The 23,736-nt window shown below is 72.6% G+C and carries 17 protein-coding genes; 8 read left to right on the forward strand and 9 right to left on the reverse strand.

The window, feature by feature from the left end:
* Positions 1 to 69: 69 nt before the first annotated feature.
* Together QC283_RS30625 and QC283_RS30630 are read right to left on the reverse strand one after the other, a co-directional pair.
* Positions 70 to 525: a hypothetical protein gene (locus QC283_RS30625; RefSeq protein WP_279564983.1), complete on the reverse strand. Its 456-nt coding sequence runs from the start codon at positions 523 to 525 to the stop codon at positions 70 to 72.
* A 230-nt stretch (positions 526 to 755) separates the two neighbouring features.
* Positions 756 to 1,739, reverse strand: coding sequence for a helix-turn-helix transcriptional regulator (locus tag QC283_RS30630; RefSeq protein WP_279564984.1), 984 nt, complete (start codon positions 1,737 to 1,739; stop codon positions 756 to 758).
* A 112-nt stretch (positions 1,740 to 1,851) separates the two neighbouring features.
* Here QC283_RS30630 and QC283_RS30635 point away from each other — a divergent pair, with 112 nt between their 5' ends.
* Positions 1,852 to 2,274, forward strand: coding sequence for a VOC family protein (locus QC283_RS30635; protein WP_279564985.1), 423 nt, complete (start codon positions 1,852 to 1,854; stop codon positions 2,272 to 2,274).
* Positions 2,275 to 2,404: 130 nt separating this feature from the next.
* The gene (locus tag QC283_RS30640; RefSeq protein ID WP_279564986.1) at positions 2,405 to 3,514 is read left to right on the forward strand and encodes a winged helix DNA-binding domain-containing protein; all 1,110 of its coding nucleotides are present in this window, start codon (positions 2,405 to 2,407) and stop codon (positions 3,512 to 3,514) included.
* A 10-nt stretch (positions 3,515 to 3,524) separates the two neighbouring features.
* Here the strand turns inward: QC283_RS30640 and QC283_RS30645 are convergent, their stop codons facing one another.
* Positions 3,525 to 8,759 (reverse strand): DNA repair ATPase, encoded by a 5,235-nt coding sequence (locus QC283_RS30645; protein WP_279564987.1) that lies wholly within the window; start codon positions 8,757 to 8,759, stop codon positions 3,525 to 3,527.
* Positions 8,760 to 8,781: 22 nt separating this feature from the next.
* Positions 8,782 to 10,818 (reverse strand): flotillin family protein, encoded by a 2,037-nt coding sequence (locus QC283_RS30650; protein WP_279564988.1) that lies wholly within the window; start codon positions 10,816 to 10,818, stop codon positions 8,782 to 8,784.
* Between the two features lie 585 nt (positions 10,819 to 11,403).
* Here QC283_RS30650 and QC283_RS30655 point away from each other — a divergent pair.
* Together QC283_RS30655 and QC283_RS30660 are read left to right on the forward strand one after the other, a co-directional pair.
* The gene (locus QC283_RS30655) at positions 11,404 to 12,936 is read left to right on the forward strand and encodes an alanine/glycine:cation symporter family protein (protein ID WP_279564989.1); all 1,533 of its coding nucleotides are present in this window, start codon (positions 11,404 to 11,406) and stop codon (positions 12,934 to 12,936) included.
* Positions 12,937 to 13,207: 271 nt separating this feature from the next.
* Entirely contained in the window at positions 13,208 to 14,572 is a 1,365-nt protein-coding gene (locus tag QC283_RS30660; RefSeq protein ID WP_279564990.1) for a hypothetical protein, read from the forward strand.
* A gap of 346 nt (positions 14,573 to 14,918) precedes the next feature.
* Here the strand turns inward: QC283_RS30660 and QC283_RS30665 are convergent, their stop codons facing one another.
* The 4 genes from QC283_RS30665 to QC283_RS30680 form a co-directional block, all read right to left on the reverse strand.
* The gene (locus QC283_RS30665) at positions 14,919 to 16,364 is read right to left on the reverse strand and encodes a sensor histidine kinase (protein ID WP_279564991.1); all 1,446 of its coding nucleotides are present in this window, start codon (positions 16,362 to 16,364) and stop codon (positions 14,919 to 14,921) included.
* On the reverse strand, positions 16,365 to 17,153 hold the full coding sequence (locus QC283_RS30670) for a response regulator transcription factor (protein ID WP_279564992.1): 789 nt from the start codon (positions 17,151 to 17,153) through the stop codon (positions 16,365 to 16,367).
* A gap of 61 nt (positions 17,154 to 17,214) precedes the next feature.
* Complete coding sequence (locus tag QC283_RS30675; RefSeq protein ID WP_279564993.1) at positions 17,215 to 17,865, reverse strand: CE1759 family FMN reductase; 651 nt, start codon at positions 17,863 to 17,865, stop codon at positions 17,215 to 17,217.
* On the reverse strand, positions 17,862 to 18,962 hold the full coding sequence (locus QC283_RS30680) for an LLM class flavin-dependent oxidoreductase (RefSeq protein WP_279564994.1): 1,101 nt from the start codon (positions 18,960 to 18,962) through the stop codon (positions 17,862 to 17,864). The genes QC283_RS30675 and QC283_RS30680 overlap by 4 nt, the downstream gene beginning before the upstream one ends.
* A 181-nt stretch (positions 18,963 to 19,143) precedes the next feature.
* Between QC283_RS30680 and QC283_RS30685 the strand changes: the two genes are divergently transcribed.
* Together QC283_RS30685 and QC283_RS30690 are read left to right on the forward strand one after the other, a co-directional pair.
* Complete coding sequence (locus QC283_RS30685) at positions 19,144 to 19,482, forward strand: YnfA family protein (RefSeq protein WP_279564995.1); 339 nt, start codon at positions 19,144 to 19,146, stop codon at positions 19,480 to 19,482.
* 52 nt (positions 19,483 to 19,534) lie between these two features.
* A complete protein-coding gene (locus tag QC283_RS30690) occupies positions 19,535 to 20,314 on the forward strand; it encodes an SDR family NAD(P)-dependent oxidoreductase (protein ID WP_279564996.1) in 780 nt (259 codons plus the stop codon).
* 21 nt (positions 20,315 to 20,335) lie between these two features.
* Here the strand turns inward: QC283_RS30690 and QC283_RS30695 are convergent, their stop codons facing one another.
* On the reverse strand, positions 20,336 to 21,529 hold the full coding sequence (locus QC283_RS30695) for an RtcB family protein (RefSeq protein WP_279564997.1): 1,194 nt from the start codon (positions 21,527 to 21,529) through the stop codon (positions 20,336 to 20,338).
* Between the two features lie 205 nt (positions 21,530 to 21,734).
* Here QC283_RS30695 and QC283_RS30700 point away from each other — a divergent pair, with 205 nt between their 5' ends.
* Entirely contained in the window at positions 21,735 to 22,622 is an 888-nt protein-coding gene (locus QC283_RS30700; RefSeq protein ID WP_279564998.1) for a DUF3558 domain-containing protein, read from the forward strand.
* Positions 22,623 to 22,755: 133 nt separating this feature from the next.
* Complete coding sequence (locus QC283_RS30705; RefSeq protein WP_279564999.1) at positions 22,756 to 23,661, forward strand: DUF3558 family protein; 906 nt, start codon at positions 22,756 to 22,758, stop codon at positions 23,659 to 23,661.
* Positions 23,662 to 23,736 lie beyond the last annotated feature (75 nt).

Genomic DNA, 23,736 nt, shown 5'->3' on the forward strand with positions numbered 1-23,736 from the left:
CGTCGTTCGGCTCCTGCCGGGCGGCCCCTGCCGTGGCCTTCGTGGTGAGGTCGCGGCAGGGGCCGGTCGTCAGACTTCGTACAGGTTGACCGTGACGGAACCGTCGTCGCCCCGGACGGTGTAGCTGCCCGGGCCGTCGACCGACACGCAGCCGGCGGCGAGGACGTCGTCGTCGTTGATGCCGGTGTCGTCCTCGCCCACGAAGGCACACACCTCGGTGACGAGGTGGTCGGCGTACCTCAGCTCATAGGGGCCGGAGTCCGGGTAGCGCGGGAGCGTGGGCGTGTTGTCGTCGACGTCCGGGTGCTCCCAGAGTGCGGTCTGCTGGCCCCAGGGCGCCTGGAGGAAGACCCGTCCGTAGGGCTCGGGCAGGTCGTTGTCGTCGCGCTCCTGGGGGTTGGAGAAGTCGATCGAGTACAGGACGGGCCCGGGCGCCGCCGCCTGCGCCGAGGTGACGGCCCCGCCGAGCAGCAGAACAGCGCTCGCGGCAACGGCCGCCGGCCGCCCCATGGACGTGAAACGCATACCTCTCCCCTTTCACACCGGGTAGCCGTACGACTACCCAGGGAGAAGATAGGGGGGCGGTGGCCTCCGATCGCCGGGGCCGACGGCCAAACCACTCGGGGAACTGACGCCGATGCTCGCCCCGCACGCCGCATGCTCCCGCGTGCGACCGAACATCCGGTGGACCGCACAGGGATGTCGCTCCTCCGTGTGGGTCAGGGCGCGACCGCGCGGCTGAGCGTCCTCGGACCCTACGACGTCCCGGTCGTGCCCGCGGCGTCGGCGCAGCGCGCGGCGAGTTCCGCGAAGGCGCTGGTCAGCTCTGGCGGGCCGACGACCTCGATGCGGGTGTCGAAGCGGCAGACGGCGGCGGCGAGACCGGTCCACGACCAGGAGCCGAGCGTCAGGCGGCAGCGGTCCGGGCCGAGTTCTTCGACGACTCCGTCCCGCGCGAAGGGCGCCACGCTCCGCGCGGGGAGGCCGAGGACGACCTCTCCACGGCAGGGCCAGTCGGCGGTGGAGCCGTCGGTGCCCCGGAAGCGGCCCGTGACGAACGCGGCCACGTCGTCGCCGGGGAGGTCGCGCGGGGTGAAGCGCGGGCCGGTGGGGATGCGGGGACGTACGCGGTCGACGCGGAAGGTGCGCCAGTCGTCACGGTCCAGGTCCCAGGCGATCAGGTACCAGTGGCCGCGCCAGGTGACGAGGCGGTGCGGCTGCGTGCGGCGGGGCCGCTCGTCCGGGCCGGCACAGTCGCTCCCGTAGTCGAAGCGCAGTTCCTCACGGGCGTGGACGACGCGGCTCAGCTCCATGAGGAGCCGCGTGCCGGCCGGGGACACGTCGCCGGTCCCGGGTGACGGGACGGCGGTGACCCGCAGCATGTCGATCCGCCGGCGCAGGCGGGGCGGCATGACCTGGCGGACGGTGGCCAGGGCCCGTGCGGCGTCCTCGCCGATCGCGGTGCCGGTGACCGCGGACTGCAGGGCCAGGGCCAGGGCGACGGCCTGACCGTCGTCGAACAGCAGCGGGGGCAACTGCGAGCCGGCGTCCAGGCGGTAGCCCCCGGCGGGGCCCTTGAAGGCACGGATCGGGTAGCCGAGTTCCCGCAGGCGGTCGATGTCGCGGCGCACGGTGCGCGGGGTGATGCCGAGCCGCTCGGCGAGGTCGTCACCGGACCAGTCGCGGTGCGTCTGAAGCAGTGAGAGCAGTGACAGCAACCGCGAGGACGTCTTCCGCATGCCCCCCAGTGTGCCCGCGGTACAGGACACAACCTGTCCGCTACCCCTGGGACGGTGGGTTCCACGAGCCGCCGGAGATCAGGCGAGCCGCCGGAGAAACAAGGAGACGACCATGTCCGTCACGACCACCACCCACCTGAACTTCCGGGGCGACGCACGGGCGGCGCTGGACCACTACCAGTCCGTCTTCGGCGGGCGCGTCACCGCCGTCACCTACAAGGACGCGGGCGGCACGCGGAACGAGAACGAGGCGGACTGGGTGGTGTGGGGCGAGGTCGCGGGCGCCGACGGCTTCCACGTCATGGCGTACGACGTGCCCTCCCACCTGCCCTGGGAGCAGGGCGACAGCTCGTTCTTCGTCTCCGTGCGCGGTGACGACCCCGAGGAGATCGGTGCCCTCTGGCAGAAGCTGGCGGAGGGATCGACGGTGGTGCAGCCTCTGGCACCGTCGCAGTGGGCCCCGCTGTACGGCATGCTCACCGACCGCTTCGGCGTGACCTGGGTCCTGGACGTGACGGCCCCGTACAACGGCTGATCCCCTCCCCGACCCGCCGGAACCGACCGACCGACCGAGCGGCCCGAGCGGCCGGCCGAGCAGCCCCAGCGGCCCGCCCGGCCGCCCGGCCCGACCCACCCGACCCGTCCGACCCACCCGGCAGGGGGCCATGACCGTCCTCAGCGCGCGCGCTCTCAACCGCGCCACCCTCGCCCGCCAGTACCTGCTCGAACGCACCGGCACCCCGGTTCGGGAGGCGGTGGCACACCTGGGCGGCCTGCAGGCCCAGGAACCGCAGGAACCCTTCACCGGACTGTGGTCGAGACTGCACGCCTTCACACCCGACCGGCTCGACCGGGCACTGACGGACCGGCACGTCGTGCGCACCCACCTGATGCGCCGCACCGTCCACCTGGTCACCGGCGACGACGCACTGGCCTGGCGGTCCCGTCACGACACCATGCTGCGCCAACGCGTGCTGGCCACCTACCGACGCGAACTCGCCGGCATCGACCCCGGCGAACTCGCCGCGGCCGGCCGGGCGGTCATGGCCGACCACCGGCCCCGCACGATGACCGAGCTGGTCCGTGAGGTCCAGGACCGCTGGCCCGGCCCACCGCGCCGCGCCCTGGGCGAACTCCTCGTCGCCGCCCTCGTCCCGATGGTCCAGCTTCCCCCGCGCGGGCTGTGGCAGACGACGGCAGGCGTACGGAACCTCCCCCTGGCCACCTGGCTCGCACGCGATCCCGACCCGCTGCCCGACGACGCCGACGACCCGGTCGGACAGCGACTCGTGCGCCGTTATCTCGCCGCCTACGGGCCCGCCGCCACAGCGGACATCCGCGCCTGGAGCGGTCTGGCCGGTCTGCCCGCCGCGGTCAAGGCCCTCCGGGACGAGCTGGTCGTCTTCCGCGACGAACGCGGGCGGACACTGCTCGACCTGCCCGACGCGCCACGCCCGTCCCCGGACACGCCCGCCCCCGTCCGGTTCCTCCCGGCCTTCGACAACGCGATCCTCGGCTACCACGACCGCGGCCGTGTCATCGACGACGCCCACCTCGGCCTGTCCGTCGCGGGCCTGCGCGCCGTACTCGTCGACGGACGCGTCGCCGCCACCTGGACCACGTACGAACGACGACTCAGCGTCACGCCCTTGCGCCCGCTGTCCTCCCGGGAGCGGGAGGACGTCGTGGAAGAGGCCCGTAACCTGGCCACCTTCCTGGACCAGGGCATCGACGAGGTGGAGACAACGGCAGGGCAGGAGATCGAGGGAAGGTAGGAGGGCGAGGTCAGGGCCGCTCCCCGTCTCCGGTCCCGTGCCGGGCGTGCGCACCGGCCGGCCGGTGCGGCGGGCCGGCGGCGCGGTCGATCGCCGACTGGACGGCGGCGATCCGGTCGGCGAGCAGGCCGAGGGCGGCGACGGCACGGGTCAGCTGGTCGTCCTCCGGGCCGCCGAGCGCCTGGGCGCGCTGGTGGGCGGCCTTCAGCCCGGTCCAGCGTGCGGCCTGTGAGGCGGTGAGCGTGCCGCGCAGTTCCGCCAGCTTCAGCAGGTTCGCCTCCGCTCCCGTGGTGAGGGTCTGGGCCTCGGCCCGGTAGTGGTCCTGGATCAGTGCCGACAGCTCGGCGTCGTTCATGACCGGCTGGATCCGCTGGGCGATCCTGTTCATGTTGCGGTACGAGCCCTGAAGCCGGAACGGCGGTTCGGTGCGGGTGTCGTCCGACTGGGCGGCGGAGGCGATGTACGCGGCGTTCACCGCGAGGACCGTGGCGCGGGCGGTGAGCAGGTGGCGCAGGACGGCGAGGACGCGTTCCAGTTCGGCCGGGGCGTAGGGGTGGGCGAGCCGGTCCGTGCGGGCGGTCGGGTCGTCCTCGGCGAGGCGGAGCAGCAGGTCGAGGTCGGCGCGGTCGCGGCCGGCGAGCGGGGCCAGGACCGGGTTGGCGGTGAGGGCGTTCTCGACGAAGCTCAGTTCGAAGGCGGGCCGCTTGCCGGTCAGGACGTCGCCGAGGTTCCAGACGTCGGCGCGGTTGGCGAGCATGTCGGGCACCTGGAAACGGCTGCCGGACTCGGTGTAGGGGTTGCCGGCCATACAGACGGCGAAGCGTTTGCCGCGCAGGTCGTAGGTGTGCGGCTCGCCGTCCCGTACGCCGTCGACGCGGCGGGTGGCGTCGCACAGCGGGATGAACTTCTGGAGGAGCTCGGGCGAGGTGTGCTGGATGTCGTCCAGGTACAGGAGGGTGTTGCTGCCCGCCGCCAGCGCGAAGTTGACCTTCTCGATCTCGCGCCGGGCGGTGGCGTTCGGGGCCTCGGCCGGGTCGAGCGAGGTCACGCCGTGCCCCAGCGCCGGGCCGCTGATCTTCACCAGCATGAGGCCGAGGCGGTCGGCGACGTACTCCATGAGCGTCGTCTTGCCGTAGCCGGGCGGGGAGATGAGCAGGAGCAGCCCGCCCGTGCCGGTGCGGTGCGCGGCGTCCGTGGTGCCGAGCTGCTTGGCGAGGCTGTCACCGACCAGCGGGAGGTACACCTCGTCGAGAAGCCGGTTGCGGACGAAGGCCGTCATCACGCGCGGGCGGAACTCGTCCAGGCGGAGCCGGGACCGCTCCGCGGCCACCAGGGTGCCGCGGCGCCGCTGGTAGGCGCGGTGGCCGGGCACGTCGTGGGCGCGGAAGGCGCGGGTGCGGGCGAGGAGTTCGTCGACGCGGACCGTGAGGGCGCGGCCGCTGACGCGCGGATGGGTGCCGAGCAGGCCCCGTACGGTCCGGGTCAGCGGGGCGTCGCACGGGTAGCGGGGCAGGTCCGGGCAGAGTTCGGCGGCCACCGCCTCGGCCAGGTCGCCGGGTGTGGTGTCCGTGCCCGTGGACGCGGTGTACGCGGTGAGCCACGCCTCGACGAGCTGGCGGCGGGCGGCGGGGTCGGCGAGGGCGGCGAGGTCCTCGTCGTAGGCCGGACCGCCCACCGTGCGGCGGAACTTGTCCAGGAGGGTGCGGGTGCCGGCGCCGAGCACGAAGCCTTCGGGGCCGCTGGTGAGCTCCTCGACGAGGTACGCGGCGGCGGCTTCCGCGATCTCTCCGGTGACCGCCCCGGTGACCTCGCCGACGGCTTCCGCGGTGATGGCCCCGGCCAGTTCCCGCCGCAGGTCGTCGAGGGCGGGCGCGAGCCCGAACGTGTCCCGGGCGCGGGTCAGGGAGACCGCGCGCCGCCGCCAGTCCTGCCGGGCCCCGGACGTCGTGCCGTGCGCCCAGAACAGCTGGGCGGCGGCGCGGGCGGCGGGCTCGTGGCAGAGCGGTCCGGCGGCGTCGTACAAGCCCAGCAGAGCGGTCAGGATCAGGGTGGCGTCGTGGTCGTGGACGCCCCGTTCGTAGCCCTCGTCGTACGCCTCCTCGGCCGCGCCGCGTACGAGGGCGGGCAGGTCGTCGGTCTGCGCGAGGGCGGCCGGGCCGTGGGCGTCGAGCAGGCGGGCGGCGAGATGTTCGGCGCGGTAGACCTCGGGCGACTCGGACGGCAGCAGGCGGTCCCAGTAGGGGCGGGTGGCGGCGAAGTCCGGGTCGGTGACCGGTGAGCGGTGGTCGGTCCCGGTCACGGCGAAGGCCAGGCCGTCGCCGTGCGGGACGAGGGTGAGGTCGAGGGGCTGGGTGTTGACGGCGAAGCGGTGGCCGCCCAGGCGCAGGGTGCGGCCGTCGTCGGCGTACAGGTCGGCGCGGTCGCGCAGGGCGCGGGACGCCTCCTGGCGGGCGGCGTCGAGGCGTCCGTCGAGTTCCTCCGCGCGGACCGGGTCGCCCAGCTCGCGGAGTTCCCCGGCGGTGCGGCGGACCTTGGCGGGCATCGGGTCGGAGGCGAAGAAGGTGGTGACGGCGTCCGGGTCGGCGAGCGTCGCGGCGCGGCGGACGACCGTGCGCAGGACGCGGGCCGCCGAGTCCGCCAGGCGCTCGGCGCGGCGGGCGCGGGCGTCGGCGAGGGACTGCTTGCGGGCGGAGAACGTCTCGTGGATCTCGTCGCGCTTGTCCGCGAGTTCGCCGAGGAAGTCGTCGAAGTCGGCGAACCTGGATTCGAGGTTCTCCACCTGGACCAGCAGGCGGGCGAGTCGCTCGTCGCACGCGTCGGGGCTGTCCGCCACCGCGAGGGCGCCGGTGACCGCCTGACCGAGCAGCGCGAACTCGGCGGCGAACCCGGCGCGGCCCTCTTGGTCGCGCAGGGCGCGGTGGCGGGTGCCGAGAACCGCCCGGGCGCGGTTGACCCCGCCGAGGGCCTCGGCGACGCGCTCCAGGATGGCGGTGCGGACCGTGGCGTCGCCGATGTCGAGCCCGGCGACGACCTCGGTCACCGCGCCGAGCCCCTCCGCCAGTTCGTCCAGGCGGGCCCCGAGGGGCCCGGCCTCGGCGGCGGTTCCGATCGCCTCGGCGTCCGCGACGAGCCGCTCGACGTCCGCGTGGTGACCGGCGAAGGCGTCCTCGCGCGCCAGGTGGGTGACGGCCCGCTGCCCGAAGGCGGCCAGGTCGGCCTCGGCGCCGGCGGCGAGTTCGTCGACGCGGTCCGTGTCCGTGTACCGGGTCTCCCTGAGGGTCAGCAGGTGCCCCTGCGCCCGGCGCAGCTCGGTCAGCCCGGCCACCCAGGCCGCGGCCCCGCGCGGCGCCTCGCCGCGCAGCCGGCGTACCACCGCGGCGAGCCGCGCGTCGGCCTCGTCGAGCGCGTCGGCGGCCTGCCGGGTCAGGGCCTGCACGTTCTCGAACTCGGCGAGCACCTGCTCGGCGGTCTCCCGCACCCGCTCCAACGGGTCCGCGAGGTCACCGGCCTCGGGGTCGCCCAGCCAGTGGTGGGCGTCGGCGGCCCGGGCGCAGGCGGCGGCCAGTTCCTCGTACACCCCGCTCGTCGGGGTGGTCTCCGCGACGGCACGGGTCACGGAGAGGCAGTCGGAGATGCCCCGGACGAGGTCGGCGTTGCCGATGCGGGCCAGCGGGCCGCTGCCGGCGGGCCGGTCGGCGGCGTACGTGTCGGAGACGTACGGGGAGGACCACCGCTGGACCGGATGCACCCGGGCCGGCTCGCCGTCCTCGGTGCGCAGCAGTGTGAGCGTGCCGTCGTCGAACAGCGCCCAGCCCCGGCAGGACAGCGGGGTCGCGGCCTCCTTGCGGATCAGGTTGTACGGCAGCAGCAGGGCGCGGCCCCCCGCGCCCGCGTGGGACGCCCGGAACGCGTAGAGGACGTCCTCGCCGTTCGGTGAGCGCGTCTCTCGCTCGAACTCCAGTCCGTTCACGTCGAGTTCGTACGTGCGGTGGGCGCCGGTGGCCAGGCAGTGGCCGCCGGGGAAGACGATGCCCTGGTCGTCGGGGAGGCGGCGGCACGCCTGCCCGATGCCGTCGCGGCGGACCACCTCCCGGGTGAGGGTGTTGAAGACCAGGTACCGGTGGGTCTCCTCCTTGTAGGGGCGGATCCGCAGCAGGATCAGCGCGCCGACCCGGGCGTGGGCGATGTCCGCGTCGGCGAGGGACTGCAGCGGCTCGACGACCGGTTCGCTGTGGATCCCCTCCCCCGTCCCGGTGTCGTTCTCCGCCTTGACGGTGAGCGTGCCGCCGACGGTCGCGACGAAGACCTCGCCCCGGACGGAGACGTGCGGGTGACGGCCGAGGACGTGGTCCTCGCGGGTCGCCCCGGTCCACGTGAAGTCGTGGGAGGGCGGCAGGACGTGGTCCCGGTCGCCGCGCGCGTCCAGGAAGGACGCCCGTTTCCCGTCGTCGAGCGCCCAGCGCAGTACGCGGATGTCGTCGGCCTTCTCACCGGTCCGGAAGACCGCGAGCAGCCTGCCCTCGACCCGGCGCAGCCGCAGGAGCGTGGCCTGACGGTAGTAGCGGTACAGGGCCTCGAACTCGCGGACGAAGGCGGGATCGTCGAGGAGGCCCGGCACGGCGTCCTCGGGGAGCCGGCCGAGGTCTCGGCCGCGCAGCGCGAAGACGTCGCCGACGGCGGGCTCGGAGCCGGCCGCGGTGGCCGCCGGGGCCGTGCCGGCCGCGTGCGCCGTGTTGTAGCCGACGAGCAGCGTCTCCCCGACGGCCACGACGTCCGCGGGCACACCGGCGCGCGCGGTGTGCAGCCGCTCGGTGCCGGTGAGTTCGAGCCGGGCCGAGCCGAACTCCTCGACCCTGCGGGTGTTGAGTGCCTCGGCCCGCCGGGCGAGCTCGGCGGCCTGCGCGACGAGCCGGTCCCGCAGCACCTCGTAGGTGCCCGCGTCCAGCGTCTCGTGCGGGCCACTGCCCGGCGTCGCGTGCGTGCCCCTGTCCGGCGTCGCGTGCGTGCCCCTGTCCGGCGTCGCGTGCGTGCCCCTGTCCGGCGTCTCGTGCGGGCCACTGCCCGGCGTTACGTGCGGGCCGCTGCCCGGCGTCGCGTGCGTGCCCGTGTCCGGCGCATCGCGCGCGCCACTGCCCGGCGTTACGTGCGGGCCACTGCCCGGCGTTACGTGCGGGCCACTGCCCGGCGTCGCGTGCGTGCCCGTGTCCGGCGCATCGTGCGCGCCGCTGTCCGCCCCGGTTGCCATGGGTTCCCTTCCGCGACGGTACTCAGACGGCCTTGGCGCTGCCGTTGAGGGACGCCAACGGGGCGTCGGCGATGCCCAGTTCGCCCGCCTTCTCGAGCAGCTTCTGCACCTGGCCGGCGGGCGCGCCGCCCGACTTCATCAGCTTCATCAGCAGCGCGGACACCGTCAGGTTCCGCACGTCGGCCGTGGAGACCGAACCGAGGACGCTGCCGAGGTCGTCGGCGAGGCTGGACGTGCCGTCGAGGTACGGCTTCGCGAGGGCCTGGGCGGTCTCGGAGTGCTGGACGAAGCCGTCGACGCCCTTGCCGAGCGCGATGGAGGACATCAGCCGGTCGAAGAAGACGGACTCGCCGCCGACGATGCTGATGTCGGCGTTCTCCAGGCCGGTGGCCAGCACCGTGGCCTGCGCCTCGGCGACCTGACGCTGCACGTCCAGGCCGGCGAGCCGGATGTCCTTCTCGGCCTCCAGCCGCAGCCGGTACTCCTCGTGCGCGCGGGACGCCTCGTCGAGCGCCGCCATCGCCGCCGCCTTCTCCGTCAGACCGGCCGCCTCGGCCTTCAGCTTCTCGCCGACGCCCTCGGCCTCGGCGAGCGCCTTGGCCCTGGCCCCCTCCGCCTCCGCACGCATCCGCGCCTGGGTCGCCTCGGCCTCCGCGCGGCCGGCCTTCTCGATGACCTCGGCCTCCTTGTCGCGGACCTGGACCTCGGCCAGCCCCTGGGCCGCGCTCTCCGCCTGGATGGCCCCGGCGAGCCGCAGCTTGGCCTGCGCGTCGAGATCGGCGCTCTTCAACCGGGCCTCGGCCAGAGTCAGTTCCTCGGCCGCCCGGTGGGTGGCGGCCTGCTCGGCGGCCTCCGCCGCCTTGATGTCCTTGACCAGCCTCTCCTGCGCCTGGGCCTCGGCGGCGATGATCACGGTCTGCCGGTCGCGCTCCGCCTCCTCCACCGCGCGCAGCTTCTTGATGGACTCCTCCTGCTCGGCGACCGTACGGTCCACGGCGACCCGCTCCCGGATGACCTCGGCGATGTCCCGCTTCTCCGCCTCGACCTCCTTGGAGGCCGCGATCCGGGTCAGTTCGGTCTCCCGCTCCCGGGCGATGACCTCCAGGAGCCGGTCCTTCTCGATGCGCTCGCTCTCGATGGCGATGACCCGTTCGCGGTTCTTCGCGGCGACGGCGACCTCTCGGGCCTGGTTCTCGCGCTGGACGCCGAGCTGCTCCTCGGTACGCAGGAAGGCACCCTGCGCGCGCAGCCGCTCCTCCTCCACCACCCGCGCCGTCTCGGCCTCCTCGCGGGCCCGTACGGTCTCGATCTCCCGCTTCTGCTTGGTCTCGGCGTCCACCTGCCGGCGCTCCAGCTCCAGGATCGCCTCCCGGGCGTCGACGTTCTGGCGGGTGATCTCCTTCTCCTCGGTGCGCTGGGCCTCGTTGGTGCGCACGTGCTCCACGGCCGTCAGCTCGGTGATCTTCCGGATGCCCTGCGCGTCCAGGACGTTGGCCGGGTCGAGCTGGGTCAGCGGCGTCTGCTCCAGGTAGTCGATCGCCGCGTCCTCCAGGTGGTACCCGCTGAGGTCGACACCGATGACCTCGATGATCCGGTACCGAAGCTCCTCACGCTTGGTGTAGAGGTCGGTGAAGTCCATCTGCTTGCCGACGGTCTTCAGCGCCTCGGAGAACTTCGCGTGGAAGAGCTCCTGGAGGGTGTTCCGGTCGCTCGCCCGCGCCGTGCCGACCGCCTGGGCGACCTTGACGACGTCCTCGACGGTCTTGTTGACCTTGACGAAGAACGAGATGCGGATGTCCGCGCGGATGTTGTCCCGGCAGATCAGGCCTTCCTTGCCGGCCCGGGTGATCTCGATGACCTTGACGGAGATGTCCATCACCTCGGCCCGGTGCAGCACCGGCAGTACGACCTGCCCGGTGAAGGTCACGTCGACCTTGCGCATCTTGGAGACGATGAGCGCCTTGCCCTGCTCCACCTTGCGGAACAGCCGGGAGACGACGAGCAGTGCGAGCAGGCAGAGGACGGCGAGCACGGCCACGCCCACGATCATGGGATTCATCAGCAACGTCCTTGGCGGTCGGGAGGACGAGCCCCCTCGGGCTCGCAGAAGCAGAGATCGACCCGCGCCGGAACCGGCACCTCCGGGTCCCGATGCCGCCAACTGCCGGTGTCCGGCATCGGGACCAGGATCCGTGCTCCCCCTCGCCCTCATCCTGCCGACGCTGAGCGCTCACCGCATTGCCGCTTTCCGGCAGTCTTCGCCGTACCCTCCATGCCGGTCACCGTCAAGAAGGCGTCAAGACCGTCCCGGCCGACACGCGTGTACACGGCACGCATCCCGCGTCCGAATAACGGTCCGATCTCACCGGTCGGAAGTTCCGCTGGTCACGAACCGTCACGTGAGATACGTCACTAAAGATCCGGCAAAGACGTGGTAGAACAGCGCAACTCCGCAGGTGGCTCGGCCGACTGCCGTATTGCGGAGGGTCGACCCGCACTCGCACCACAGCCCAGGACGATCACGGTCCGAAACCGCACCGTGCGCACAGGTTCACCCATCGGACAACGACGTTCGCGCAGAGACAGACCGCTCACTCCGGCGAGATGCCCCACCCGCCAACCCCGCGTCATCGAGGTAGTCACCGTGTCACTCGACTCCGTCACCCAGTCCGTCGACGAAGCAGTCAGCGAGTTCTTCGAGCCCATAGCCAAGTGGCTGGGGGAGGTGGTCTTCTACACCGTTCCCGTCGGCGGGGCCGACCTGCCTCTCATCGTCGCCTGGCTCGTCGTCGCCGGCCTGGTCTTCACCAGCTGGTTCGGACTCGTCCAGGTCCGCAAGTTCAGACTCGCCATCGACGTGGTGCGAGGGAAGTACGACGAGAAGGGGTCGGCCGGCGAGGTCAACCACTTCCAGGCGCTGACCGCCGCCGTCTCCGGCACGGTCGGCCTCGGCAACATCGCCGGTGTGGCCGTCGCCGTCTCCATCGGCGGCCCCGGCGCCACGTTCTGGATGATCCTGTGCGGCCTGCTCGGCATGGCCACCAAGTTCGTCGAGGTCACCCTCGGCGTGAAGTACCGCGAGGTGCACGCCGACGGCACCGTGTCCGGTGGCCCGATGCACTACCTCCCCAAGGGCCTGGCCGAGCGCTTCGGCAAGAACGGCAAGACCCTCGGCAAGGTCCTCGCGGTCCTCGCGTCCTTCCTGATCCTGTTCTTCGGCCTCTTCGGCGGCAACCTCTTCCAGGTCAACCAGTCCTACGCGCAGCTGGTCTCGGTCACGGGCGGCGAGGACGGCGCGCTGGGCTCCTCGGCCGGCGCCCTGTTCTTCGGCATCCTGGTCGCCGCGATCGTCGGCATCGTGCTCCTCGGCGGCATCCGCTCCATCGCCAACGTCACCAGCAGGCTCGTACCGGCCATGGCCGGCCTCTACATCCTCGCGTGCCTGATCGTGATCCTGGTCAACATCACCGCCGTGCCGGACGCCGTCGTCTCCATCGTCGAGGGCGCGTTCAACCCCGAAGGGGTCGCCGGCGGTGTGCTCGGCGCGCTGATCATCGGCTTCAAGCGGGCCGCGTTCTCCAACGAGGCAGGCCTCGGCTCCGCCCCGATCGCCCACTCTGCGGTCAAGACCAAGCACCCCGCCAGTGAGGGCCTGGTCGCGCTGCTGGAACCGTTCATCGACACCGTCATCGTCTGCACCATGACCGCGCTGACCATCGTCATCGCCAACCCGGCCAGCTGGGGCCAGGCCCGTACCGACGAAAGCATCGGCGGCGTCACGATCACCTCCGACGCCTTCGAGACGGTCCTGCCCTGGTTCCCGTACATCCTCACCGTCGCGGTGCTGCTGTTCGCCATCTCCACGGTGCTGACCTGGGGCTACTACGGCCTCAAGTCGTGGACGTACCTCTTCGGCCGCAGCCGGGCCAGCGAGGTGACGTACAAGATCGTCTACACGCTCTTCGCCGTCGCGGGTTCGCTGCTGACCCTGCAGACCCTGATCGACCTGGCCGACGCCTTCCTCTTCTCGCTGGCCGTCATCAACATCATCGGCCTCTACCTCCTCGCCCCCGTCGTCAAGCGCGAGCTCAACACCTTCCTGGAGTACGTCCGCGCCCGTAAGGCCGGCGAGGACCCCGGGGACGACGACCAGGAGTCGGCGAAGACCACCGTCTGACCGCCCGCACGGCCCGGCAGGACAACCGCGACGGCCCGTACTCACCTCGCACCCCGGTGAGTACGGGCCGTTCGGCCGTCCGCCGACGGCCATCCGCCGACCGCCCTTAGCATTGCCATGCTCGCGACGAACGGTCCCGGAAGTTCCGGCCCGGCCGCACCACTCAGCGTCCCGAAAGGCGGTCCATGCCCCCGATCTCCCACCCGGTGCCCGGCGCCCCGCGTTTTCCCATGGAGGCCTGACCTGTGCGCGGACGACGACCCGACGACCGTTGCCCGCCGCCCGGACCCGTCCCCGGGCCCGCGACGTCGGAGGTCGCCAAGGACGGGCCGCCACGTCCCCGTGGGTCTCCGAGCCCCCGCCGAACCCGACCCGGCGCCGGCCCCGCCGGGCCCTCGTGCTCGCCGCCGTCACCGCGCTGCTCGCCGTCGGCATTCCCACGGGCATCAGCCTGAGCACGTCCTCCACGGACGGCGGCGACGGCCGGACCCGGGCACCGGCCACCGGAGAGACCTCCGCGGCCCCCGACTCGTACACACTCGGTGTCGCGTACGCGTGGGGGGACGACGAGGAAGGCCGGGTACCGCGGATACGGGCCCAGGTCGTCGAGGCCGCGCTGGAGGAGGCCGAGCGGCGGGCTCGGCGTGCGCTGCCCGTGAACGTCGTCCCGGTCCAGGACTACGGGCAGACGCCCGCGGTGAAGCTGATGGAGCAGCACCCGGACATGATCGCCCTCATCGGCGACGTCGACGCGGGCTTCGCGGGCGCCGAAGCCGACTGGTCGCAGGAGATGGCCGTGGTGAACACCTGCGATGCCGGCGGCGACCCCGGCTACGACTTCGCCCTCCCCGCGACCGAGTTCGAGGTGGGGCGCCAAGCGGGCCGGTACCTCGCGGGGGCGTACGACGTCGACGAGGTCGTCGACGCGTCGGAGTCCTACTGGGACACGGACACCGACGAGGACAGTTTCGGTCACGGCCTGCGCGCGGCCGGGCTCACCGCGCTGCCGCTGCCCGCGCAGAAGAGCACCGGCGACATGGGCAGCATCGGGATCGCGAGGGACCTGGACGCGGCCCGGCCGGACGCGGTGTCCGTGGCCGATCTGCGCGCCGGAGGCGAGGAGGAGATCGTACCGGTCGTGCGGAAGCGCGGCACGCTGATCGCCGTCCACGCGAACTACGCGTCGGCCTGCGACGTCACCGATCAACACAGGATGTTCGCCAGGCAGGAGAAGCAGCTGCCGGACGGCAGCCTCCGCTTCCGTGCCTTCCACGACGAGCGGCAGAAGCCCGACTGCGCGACGTTCCCCCGGCTGTGCACCGTGTCGCCCCGCCTCGCGGGACTGCTGAAGTACCGGGGAACGGCCGAGCTGTACGACGCCACCCTGGCCGTCGCCGCAGGCATCGACCAGGTGCTCGGTGACGGCGGGCGGCCCTCCTCGGACACGGCGCGCGAGCGACTGCGAGCCACCCTCGAAACGGTCGAGAGCGACGGGCTCCTCGGGCACTACGCCTTCGAGAAGCACCAGGCGCAGGGCCGTCCCGTGTGGGTCGACCGGCTGGAGCATGGTGAGTGGCGGCAGCTGGGGACGGTAGGACGGATCACGGGCGCGGAGCCGAAGTCCCCGCCCGCGTGACCTCGGAGAGGGGCCGGACGCCGGTCGGCGGACGCCGGTCGGCGGACGCCGGTCCGCCGGGCGCCCGGTCGGCGGACGCCGGTCGGCGGTCGCCCGGTCGGCGGACGCCCGGTCGGCGGACGCCGGTCCGCCGGGCGCCCGGTCGGCGGACGCCGGTCGGCGGTCGCCCGGTCGGCGGACGCCGGTCGGCGGTCGCCCGGTCGCCGGAAGCCCGGTCGGCGGACGCCGACCCGCCGGACGCCGGACGCCCGGTCGCCGGAAGCCCGGTCGGCGGACGCCGGCCCGCCGGACGCCCGGTCGGCGGACGCCGACCCGCCGGACGCCCGGTCGGCGGACGCCCCGCCGCTCAGTCCCCCGGTGCGTCGCCGAGCGGCTCGTCCTCCGCGGCCGCCCCCACCACCGTGAACCCGATCACCGACCCGCCCCCGTCCCGCCGGTACGCGAACGGCGCTCCCCCGTGTGCCAGCGCCACCTCGCGCACGATGGACAGGCCCAGGCCCGAGCCGGGCCGGGAACGGGCGTCGGCGGCGCGGTAGAAGCGGTCGAAGACACGGGCCAGGTCGGCGTCACGGATGCCGGGGCCCCGGTCGAGGACCTCGACGCGGACCGTCCCCGGCAGGGCGCGCCCGACGACGACGACCTCGATGGGACCGGTGCCGTCGGGGTCGAACTTCGCGGCGTTCTCGACCAGGTTGGAGATCGCGCGGGTCAGCATGGCGGGCCGGCCCTCCGCCGTCGTCGTCCCGCCGCCGGCGCGTACGTGGATCTCCCGCCCGGTACGGCGCCGGGCCACGGCCGCCACGTCGTCCGCGATCCGCGCCACGTCGACCGGCTGCGGGGGCTCCCCGGCCCACTGGCCGGCCGCGAGCTCGACCAGTTCGTTGACCAGGTCGGTCAGCTCGCGGGCCTCCTGCCCGAGGTCCGCGACCAGTTCCTCGCGGGCGGCGGGCGGGAGTTCGTCGATACGGCGCAGCAGCGAGATGTTCGTCCGCAGCGAGGTGAGCGGCGTCCGCAGCTCGTGGCCCGCGTCCTGGACCAGGCGCCGCTGGTCCTCCTCCGACTGGGCGAGACGGCCCAGCATCAGGTCGAAGGCACGGCCGAGGCGGCCCACCTCGTCGGGGCCGGTGACCGGGACCTGGATGCCGAGCCGCCGGGTGCGGGCGACGTTCTCGGCGGCGGAGGTGAGGACCACCAGGCGCCGGGTGATGCGCCGGGCCAGCCACCAGCCGAACAGCCCGGCGCCCGTCACCACCGCGCCCATCAGGACCAGCGTCCGCCGCTGCAGCGCCCGCAGCAGGTCCTCCGTGTCGCTGAACTCCTGCGCCACCTGCACCGCGCCCCGGCCGCCGCCGAGGGCGACGGTCGCGACCCGGAAGACGTCGTGGCCGACGTCGACGTCCTCGTGCTCGACCATCCGCCCGGCGGTGTCGGCACCCGCGGCCCGCCGGTCGGCGTCGGTGACCGGCAGCCGCGGACCGGCCGGGTCGAAGATCCCGCCGTCCGGGCCGAGGACCTGTACGTCGGTGCGGGCCGGGCGCACGATGTCGTGGCCGCGCGCGGACGAGGAGAAGTCGACCGGCGACAACCGCTGCAGCCGCACCTCGGCCCGCAGGTCCTGCACGACCTGGTCGAAGACGGACTCCTGGTCCACCCGGACCAGCCGGGCCGCGGCACTGTACGACAGCACCCCGACGACGAGCGTGACCGCGGCGGTGACCGTCGCGAACGACACCGCGAACGTCGTCCGCAGCGACAGCAGCCGGGGCCGGCGCCCGAGCGGGGAGGGGCCCACTCAGTCCTCCCGCAGCACGTAACCCACCCCGCGCACGGTCTGGATCAGCTGCGGCGCCCCCGGCCGGTCGAGTTTGCGGCGCAGGTAGCCGACGTAGACGGCGAGGTTCTTGGAGCCGGGTCCGAAGTCGTAGCCCCAGATGCGGTCGTAGATGGTGGAGTGGTCGAGCACGATGCCCGCGTTGCGGACCAGCAGCTCCAGCAGTCCGAACTCGGTGCGGGTCAGCTCCAGCTCATGCCCGTCCCGCCAGGCGCGGCGGGCCCGGGGGTCCATGCGCAGCCCGGCCGCCACCAGGTACCGGCCGTCCTGCGGCTCCCCCGGCTTTCCCGGCTTCCCCGGCTCTTCCGGCTCGGGGGCGGGCGGCACGTCCGCCGACGGGGAGGCGGTGTCCGGAGCCGCCTCCGCACTGCCGCTCGCATGGCCACCCGTACGACGCAGCAGGGCGCGCAGCCGGGCGAAGACCTCCTCGACGTCGAAGGGCTTCACCACGTAGTCGTCGGCGCCCGCGTCCAGGCCCGCGATGCGCTCGGCGGTCTCCACCAGCGCCGTCAGTATCAGGATCGGCGTGGAATCGCCCTCCGCGCGCAGCGCCCGGCAGACCTGGAGACCGTCCATGCCCGGCATCATCACGTCCAGCACGAGGACGTCCGGCCGGCCGCGGTGGGCCTCGGCCAGCGCATCGACGCCGTCCGCGACCGCGGTGACCCGGTACCCCTCCAGGGTGAGGGCGCGCTCCAGGGCGTGCCGGATGGCGCGGTCGTCTTCGGCGAGCAGAACAGTCCGGGGCACGCGTCCAGTCTGCCAAGGCCAGGGGCCCCGCGACCGGACGACCGGGCTTCTTACCGAACTCTCACCCGGCGGGCCGCAGCGCGGCGAGCCGCTCCTCGAACGGCACGATCTCGTCGGCGTCCGCGCCCGGCCTGCCGCCCCGCTCCACGCCGGGCTTCCCACCCCGCTCCACGCCCGGCTCGGCGGCCGTCGACAGCCTGGCCGTCAGCGCCGCCAGCTCCCCGGCCGCCCGCTCGATCCGTCCGTCCAGTCCCCCGGCGCCCCAGTCCTCCGAGGCGGCGTAGACGCCGGTCGGTACGACGACGGCCTTCAGGTACGCGAAGAGCGGACGCATGGCGTGCTCCAGGACGAGCGAGTGCCGGGCCGTACCGCCGGTCGCGCCCATCAGCACCGGCTTTCCGGCGAGGGCGTCCGCGTCGGTCACGCTCAGCGCGTCGAAGAACGACTTGAACAGCCCGCTGTACGACGCCGAGAAGACGGGCGTGACGACGATCAGGCCGTCGGCCGCCGCCACCGACTCGAAGGCGGCGGACAGGTTCCGCCCCGGGAAGCCGTTGGTGAAGGTGTGCGCGATCTCCACGGCGAGGTCGCGTACCTCGACCACCTGGACCTCGGCCGGGGTCCGCTCGGCGGTGGCGGCGGCCAGGCGGTCGGCGAGCAGCCGGGTGGAGGACGGGACGCCCAGTCCCGCCGAGACGACGACGAGCTTCATACCCGTACTCCTTCCTCGGCCGCGTCCCCACGGGTGGCCAGCAGGGACGCGTGGGTCGGCGCGTCCGGCACGCTCGCCGGACGGTTCTTGGCGAACTCCTCGCGCAGCACCGGCACGACCTCCTCGCCGAGCAGGTCGAGCTGCTCCAGCACGGTCTTCAGGGGCAGCCCGGCGTGGTCCATCAGGAACAGCTGGCGCTGGTAGTCACCGGCGTACTCGCGGAAGGCCAGCGTCTTCTCGATCACCTGCTGCGGCGAGCCGACCGTCAGCGGCGTCTGCTCGGTGAAGTCCTCCAGCGACGGCCCGTGCCCGTAGACCGGGGCGACGTCGAAGTACGGGCGGAACTCGCGCACCGCGTCCTGCGAGTTCCTCCGCATGAACACCTGGCCGCCGAGACCGACGATCGCCTGCTCGGGGGTGCCGTGGCCGTAGTGGGCGTAGCGGGCCCGGTAGAGCTCGACCATGCGCTTGGTGTGGTCGGCGGGCCAGAAGATGTTGTTGTGGAAGAAGCCGTCGCCGTAGTACGCGGCCTGCTCGGCGATCTCCGGCGAGCGGATCGACCCGTGCCAGACGAACGGCGCGACGCCGTCCAGCGGCCGGGGCGTGGACGTGAAGCCCTGGAGCGGCGTACGGAACCGGCCCTCCCAGTTCACGACGTCCTCGCGCCACAGGCGGTGCAGCAGGGCGTAGTTCTCGACGGCGAGGTTGATGCCCTCGCGGATGTCCTTGCCGAACCACGGGTAGACCGGCCCGGTGTTGCCGCGCCCCATCATCAGGTCCATCCGGCCGTCGGCCAGGTGCTGGAGCATCGCGAAGTCCTCCGCGATCTTCACCGGGTCGTTGGTGGTGATGAGGGTGGTGGAGGTGGAGAGGATCAGCCGCTCGGTGCGCGCCGCGATGTAGCCGAGCATCGTGGTCGGCGAGGACGGCACGAAGGGCGGGTTGTGGTGCTCGCCGGTGGCGAAGACGTCGAGCCCGACCTCCTCGGCCTTCAGCGCGATGGCGACCATGGCCTTGATGCGCTCACGCTCGGTCGGCGTACGCCCCGTGGTCGGGTCCGGCGTGACGTCGCCGACGGTGAAGATGCCGAACTGCATGGTCGCTCAACCTCCGATTTGTTGACGGTTCAACTATACCCGCCAACGGCTGACCCCCGGAGGTTATTCCGGCCACGCCTTCGGCCCCCGCGCCCCGCTCCGGCGCCCGCGTTCCGCCCGCCCCCACGACCCGCCCCGGCCCCCGCGTTCCGCCCCTCCCCCGCCGTGCGAGGCTGCCCGCATGCTCGTACTCCGCTCCGCCGCCCTCTTCGTCGTCGCCGCCCTCTTCGAGATCGGCGGGGCCTGGCTGGTCTGGCAGGGCGTACGCGAACAACGCGGCTGGCTGTGGGCCACCGGCGGCGTCCTCGCCCTCGGCGCCTACGGCTTCGTCGCCACCTTCCAGCCCGACGCCCACTTCGGCCGGATCCTCGCCGCGTACGGCGGGATCTTCGTGGCCGGCTCGATCCTGTGGGGCATGGTCGCCGACGGCTACCGCCCGGACCGCTGGGACATCACCGGGGCACTGGTCTGCCTCGCCGGGATGGCCGTGATCATGTGGGCACCCCGCAACGGCGGCTGACTACCCTGGGCGGCGACCGTTCGAAACCGTCCCTGACGCCCAGGAGCAGCCCATGGCCACCGCAGCCGCCCCGTCCGCCGCCTCCCGCATCGCCGTCGTCACCGGTGCGAGCAGCGGCATCGGCGCCGCCACGGCCCGGCAGCTCGCCGCGGCCGGCTACCGCGTCGTCCTCACCGCCCGCCGCAAGGACCGCATCGAGGCGCTCGCGGAGGAGATCCAGGCGGCCGGCCACAAGGCGACGGCGTACCCCCTGGACGTCACCGACCGCGCGGCGGTCGACGAGTTCGCGACCGCCTTCAAGACCATCGGCGTCCTCGTCAACAACGCGGGCGGCGCACTCGGCGCCGACCCCGTGGCCACCGGCGACCCGGACGACTGGCGCCGCATGTACGAGACGAACGTCATCGGCACCCTCAACCTCACCCAGGCGCTCCTCCCCAGGCTGGAGGCGAGCGGCGACGGCACGATCGTCGTCGTCTCCTCGACCGCCGGCCTCTCCACCTACGAGGGCGGCGCGGGCTACGTCGCCGCCAAGCACGGCGAACACGTCCTCGCCGAGACGCTCCGCCTGGAGATCGTCGGCCGCCCGGTCCGCGTCGTCGAGATCGCGCCCGGCATGGTGAAGACCGACGAATTCGCCCTGACCCGCTTCGGCGGCGACCAGGACAGGGCGGCCAAGGTCTACCAGGGCGTGACCGACCCCCTGACCGCCGACGACGTCGCCGACACCATCACCTGGGCGGTCACCCGCCCCGCCCACGTCAACATCGACCTCCTGGTCGTCCGCCCCCGCGCCCAGGCGTCGAACACGAAGGTCCACCGGGAGGGCTGACGCCGGACGGCGCCCCGGGCGTCAGCCCTTCACGCAGACGACCTGCTTCAGCTTCGCCACGACCTCCACCAGATCCCGCTGCTGGTCGATGACCTGCTCGATCGGCTTGTAGGCGCCCGGGATCTCGTCCACGACGCCCGAGTCCTTGCGGCACTCCACGCCACGCGTCTGCTCCTCCAGGTCCTTGGTGGAGAAGCGGCGCTTGGCGGCGTTGCGGCTCATGCGCCGGCCGGCGCCGTGGGAGGCGGAGTTGAAGGACTTGTCGTTGCCGAGGCCCTTGACGATGTACGAACCCGTGCCCATGGAACCGGGGATGATCCCGTAGTCCCCGGAACCCGCACGGATGGCGCCCTTCCGGGTCACCAGCAGGTCCATGCCCTCGTACCGCTCCTCCGCCACGTAGTTGTGGTGGCAGGAGATCTCCTGCTCGAAGACGGGCTTGGCCTTCTTGAACTCCTTGCGGACCACGTCCTTCAGGAGCGCCATCATGATCGTGCGGTTGTACTTCGCGTACTCCTGCGCCCAGAACAGGTCGTTGCGGTACGCCGCCATCTGCGGGGCGTCCGCGACGAACACGGCGAGGTCGCGGTCGATCAGCCCCTGGTTGTGCGGGAGCTTCTGGGCGACGCCGATGTGGTGCTCGGCCAGTTCCTTGCCGATGTTGCGGGAACCGGAGTGAAGCATCAACCACACAGAACCGGGCGTATCTGTGCACACTTCGACAAAATGATTTCCGGATCCAAGCGTTCCCATCTGCTTTTCGGCCCGCTCGTGACGGAACTTGACCGCTTCGGCCACTCCGTCGAACCGCCCCCAGAAGTCGTCCCACCCGGCCGTCGCCAGCCCGTGGAAGCGCCCCGGCTCCACGGGACTGTCGTGCATCCCGCGCCCCACCGGGATCGCCTCCTCGACCTTCGAGCGCAGCCGCGACAGGTCGCCCGGCAGGTCGTTCGCCGTCAGGGACGTCTTCACCGCCGACATCCCGCAGCCGATGTCCACGCCCACCGCCGCGGGGCACACGGCGCCTTGCATCGCGATGACCGACCCGACCGTCGCCCCCTTGCCGTAGTGCACGTCCGGCATGACCGCCAGGCCCTTGATCCACGGCAGGGTCGCGACGTTGCGCAGCTGCTGGAGCGCCACGTCCTCGACCGTCGCCGGGTCGGTCCACATCCGGATCGGCACCTTCGCGCCCGGTATCTCCACGTACGGCATATCGCCCTCATTCCCCCGGAAAACACACAGAAGTCTCGAAGCGCAAAACCGGCGCCAAGGTCAGCCAAAGGGACAACGGACCGGCGTTCACGGCAGCGCGTGCGATACACATTGTCTCCAGGGAGCGCCCCCGTACGGCAAGCGAATAACCAGCGGGGACACTGGAGTACCGACCACACGCCACACCGGCGAGAGGAGCCGCACCGTGCAGCGGAAGGCCTATGTACCCGGCGTCGCCGCCCTCCTGGCGGCGGTGCTGGCCGGCTGCACCGGCGGCTCGGGCGACGGCGCCACGGCGGACGACTCCAACCCGGGACAGCCCGGTGTCGCGACCGAGGCGGCCGAGCCCGGCAAGTACCGCACCCTCCCGGAGCCGTGCGGCGCGGTCGGCGACAAGTCGCTCGGCGCGCTCCTGCCCGGCCTCGAGGAGATCGCGGACGAGGAGCAGCGCGCGAAGGCGTACGCGGGCGAGCCGACGCTCGCGTACGACACCGACCGCAAGGTCGGCTGTCGCTGGAAGGTGGAGTCGGCTGACGCCACCAACCACCTCTTCGTCGACTTCGAGCGGGTGGTGTCGTACGACACCGCGGTGAGCGACGACAGCGAGGCCGAGGAGCTCTTCGCCAAGCAGGTGGAGGCGGCCGACCTGCCCGAGCCGGTCGTCACGGACTCCGCGTCGGGGTCCACGTCGGAGTCGGGGTCCGGCTCCCCGTCCCCGTCCTCGTCCGGCGCCCCCGCGTCCGGGGCGGCGTCCGACGGTCCGAGCGGCACGTCCTCCTCGTCGGCCTCGGGCTCCGCGTCCTCCTCCGCCGACCCGTCGTCGAGCCCGTCCGCCGATGCCACGCCCGCCGATCTCCAGCCCCGGCTCCTCGACGACCTGGGCGACGAGGCGTTCGTGGACGACACACTGAGCAGCTCCGGTTCGACGGCGAAGCGGCGCACGGTGACTGTGGCGTTCCGCACGTCGAACGTCATGGTGACCATCGAGTACGCGGAGCAGTCGGCGATGCTCGGAGTCGTGCCGGACAGCGAGGAAATGCAGGACATGGCGCGGAAGCTGGCTTCCCAGCTGGCGGATTCGCTCAGCGGCTGAGCCCGGTCCGGACTCCCTGGCCTCCCCGCGCGAAGCTCCGGAAGCGGGCCGCGCGATTTCCCCAACGCGTACCGTGGCCCCTCGGACCCGTTCCGACCGCAGGAACCACGAGTGTGCCATGAGTGAAGGAACCATGCAGCGACGAGCCCAGCGTGACCAGCGAAACCAGCAGGCGAAGCGACTCACCCGCCTTCTTGTCGGCGCGGCCGCAGTCCCCGTGATGCTGGTGGCAGCCGGCTGCTCCTCGGACTCCGGCTCCGACGACGGCAAGGACAAGGCCGCGGAGAAGTCCGCCGCGTCCAAGTCGGCGAGCCCGTCCCCGACGGTGCGTGCGGCGGCGTACGGGAAGCTTCCGGAGCCGTGTTCGGTGCTGTCGAAGAAGACGCTGGACGACCTGGTGCCGGAGGCCGACTCGGGCAAGGAGGGCGCGTCCAACGACACGGCGATGCGCGCCAGTTGCTCCTGGGACAGCCTGGACGACAACGGTGTGAAGGGCTCTCAGTTCCGCTGGCTGAGCGTGTCGATGCTGCGCTTCGAGTCGGACGTGACGCGCGGCGAGGGCGACAAGCTGGCCCGGAAGTACTACCAGAAGCAGGTCGAGGACGTCCGCGCGGTGGACGGGGCGCAGAGCCTCAAGTCCGAGCCGGTCGCCGGGACGGGCGACGAGGCGACGGCGGTGCGTTACGACCTGAAGAAGAAGGAAGGCACCTTCAAGCAGCAGACGGTGGTGACGCGCGTCGAGAACGTCGTCGTGACCGTCGACTTCAACGGCGCGGGTCTGGCCGGCGACAAGTCGCCGGACGCCGACGACCTGGCCAAGGACGCGCAGAAGGCGGCCAAGGAGGCGGTGGCCTCGGTGACGAAGGCCAACGGCGGCGGCACCGGTGGCGGCGCGTCGAGCGGCTCGTCGGCGACGTCCGGGTCGGGGTCCGGCTCGGAGGCCGGTTCGGGGGCCGGCTCGAAGCTTGACTCGGGGTCCGGTTCGGGGTCCGGTTCGGACTCGGGCTCGTCCTCCAAGTCGTCGTCGAAGTCGGGCTGACGGGCCGTATCGACCCACCGGCCACCCGGCCCCCGCACACATGTGCCACTCTGTTCCGCGCAACAACAGGCACTG

The sequence above is a fragment of the Streptomyces sp. DH41 genome (genome assembly GCF_029813785.1).
In the GTDB taxonomy this organism is placed as follows: Bacteria; Actinomycetota; Actinomycetes; order Streptomycetales; family Streptomycetaceae; genus Streptomyces.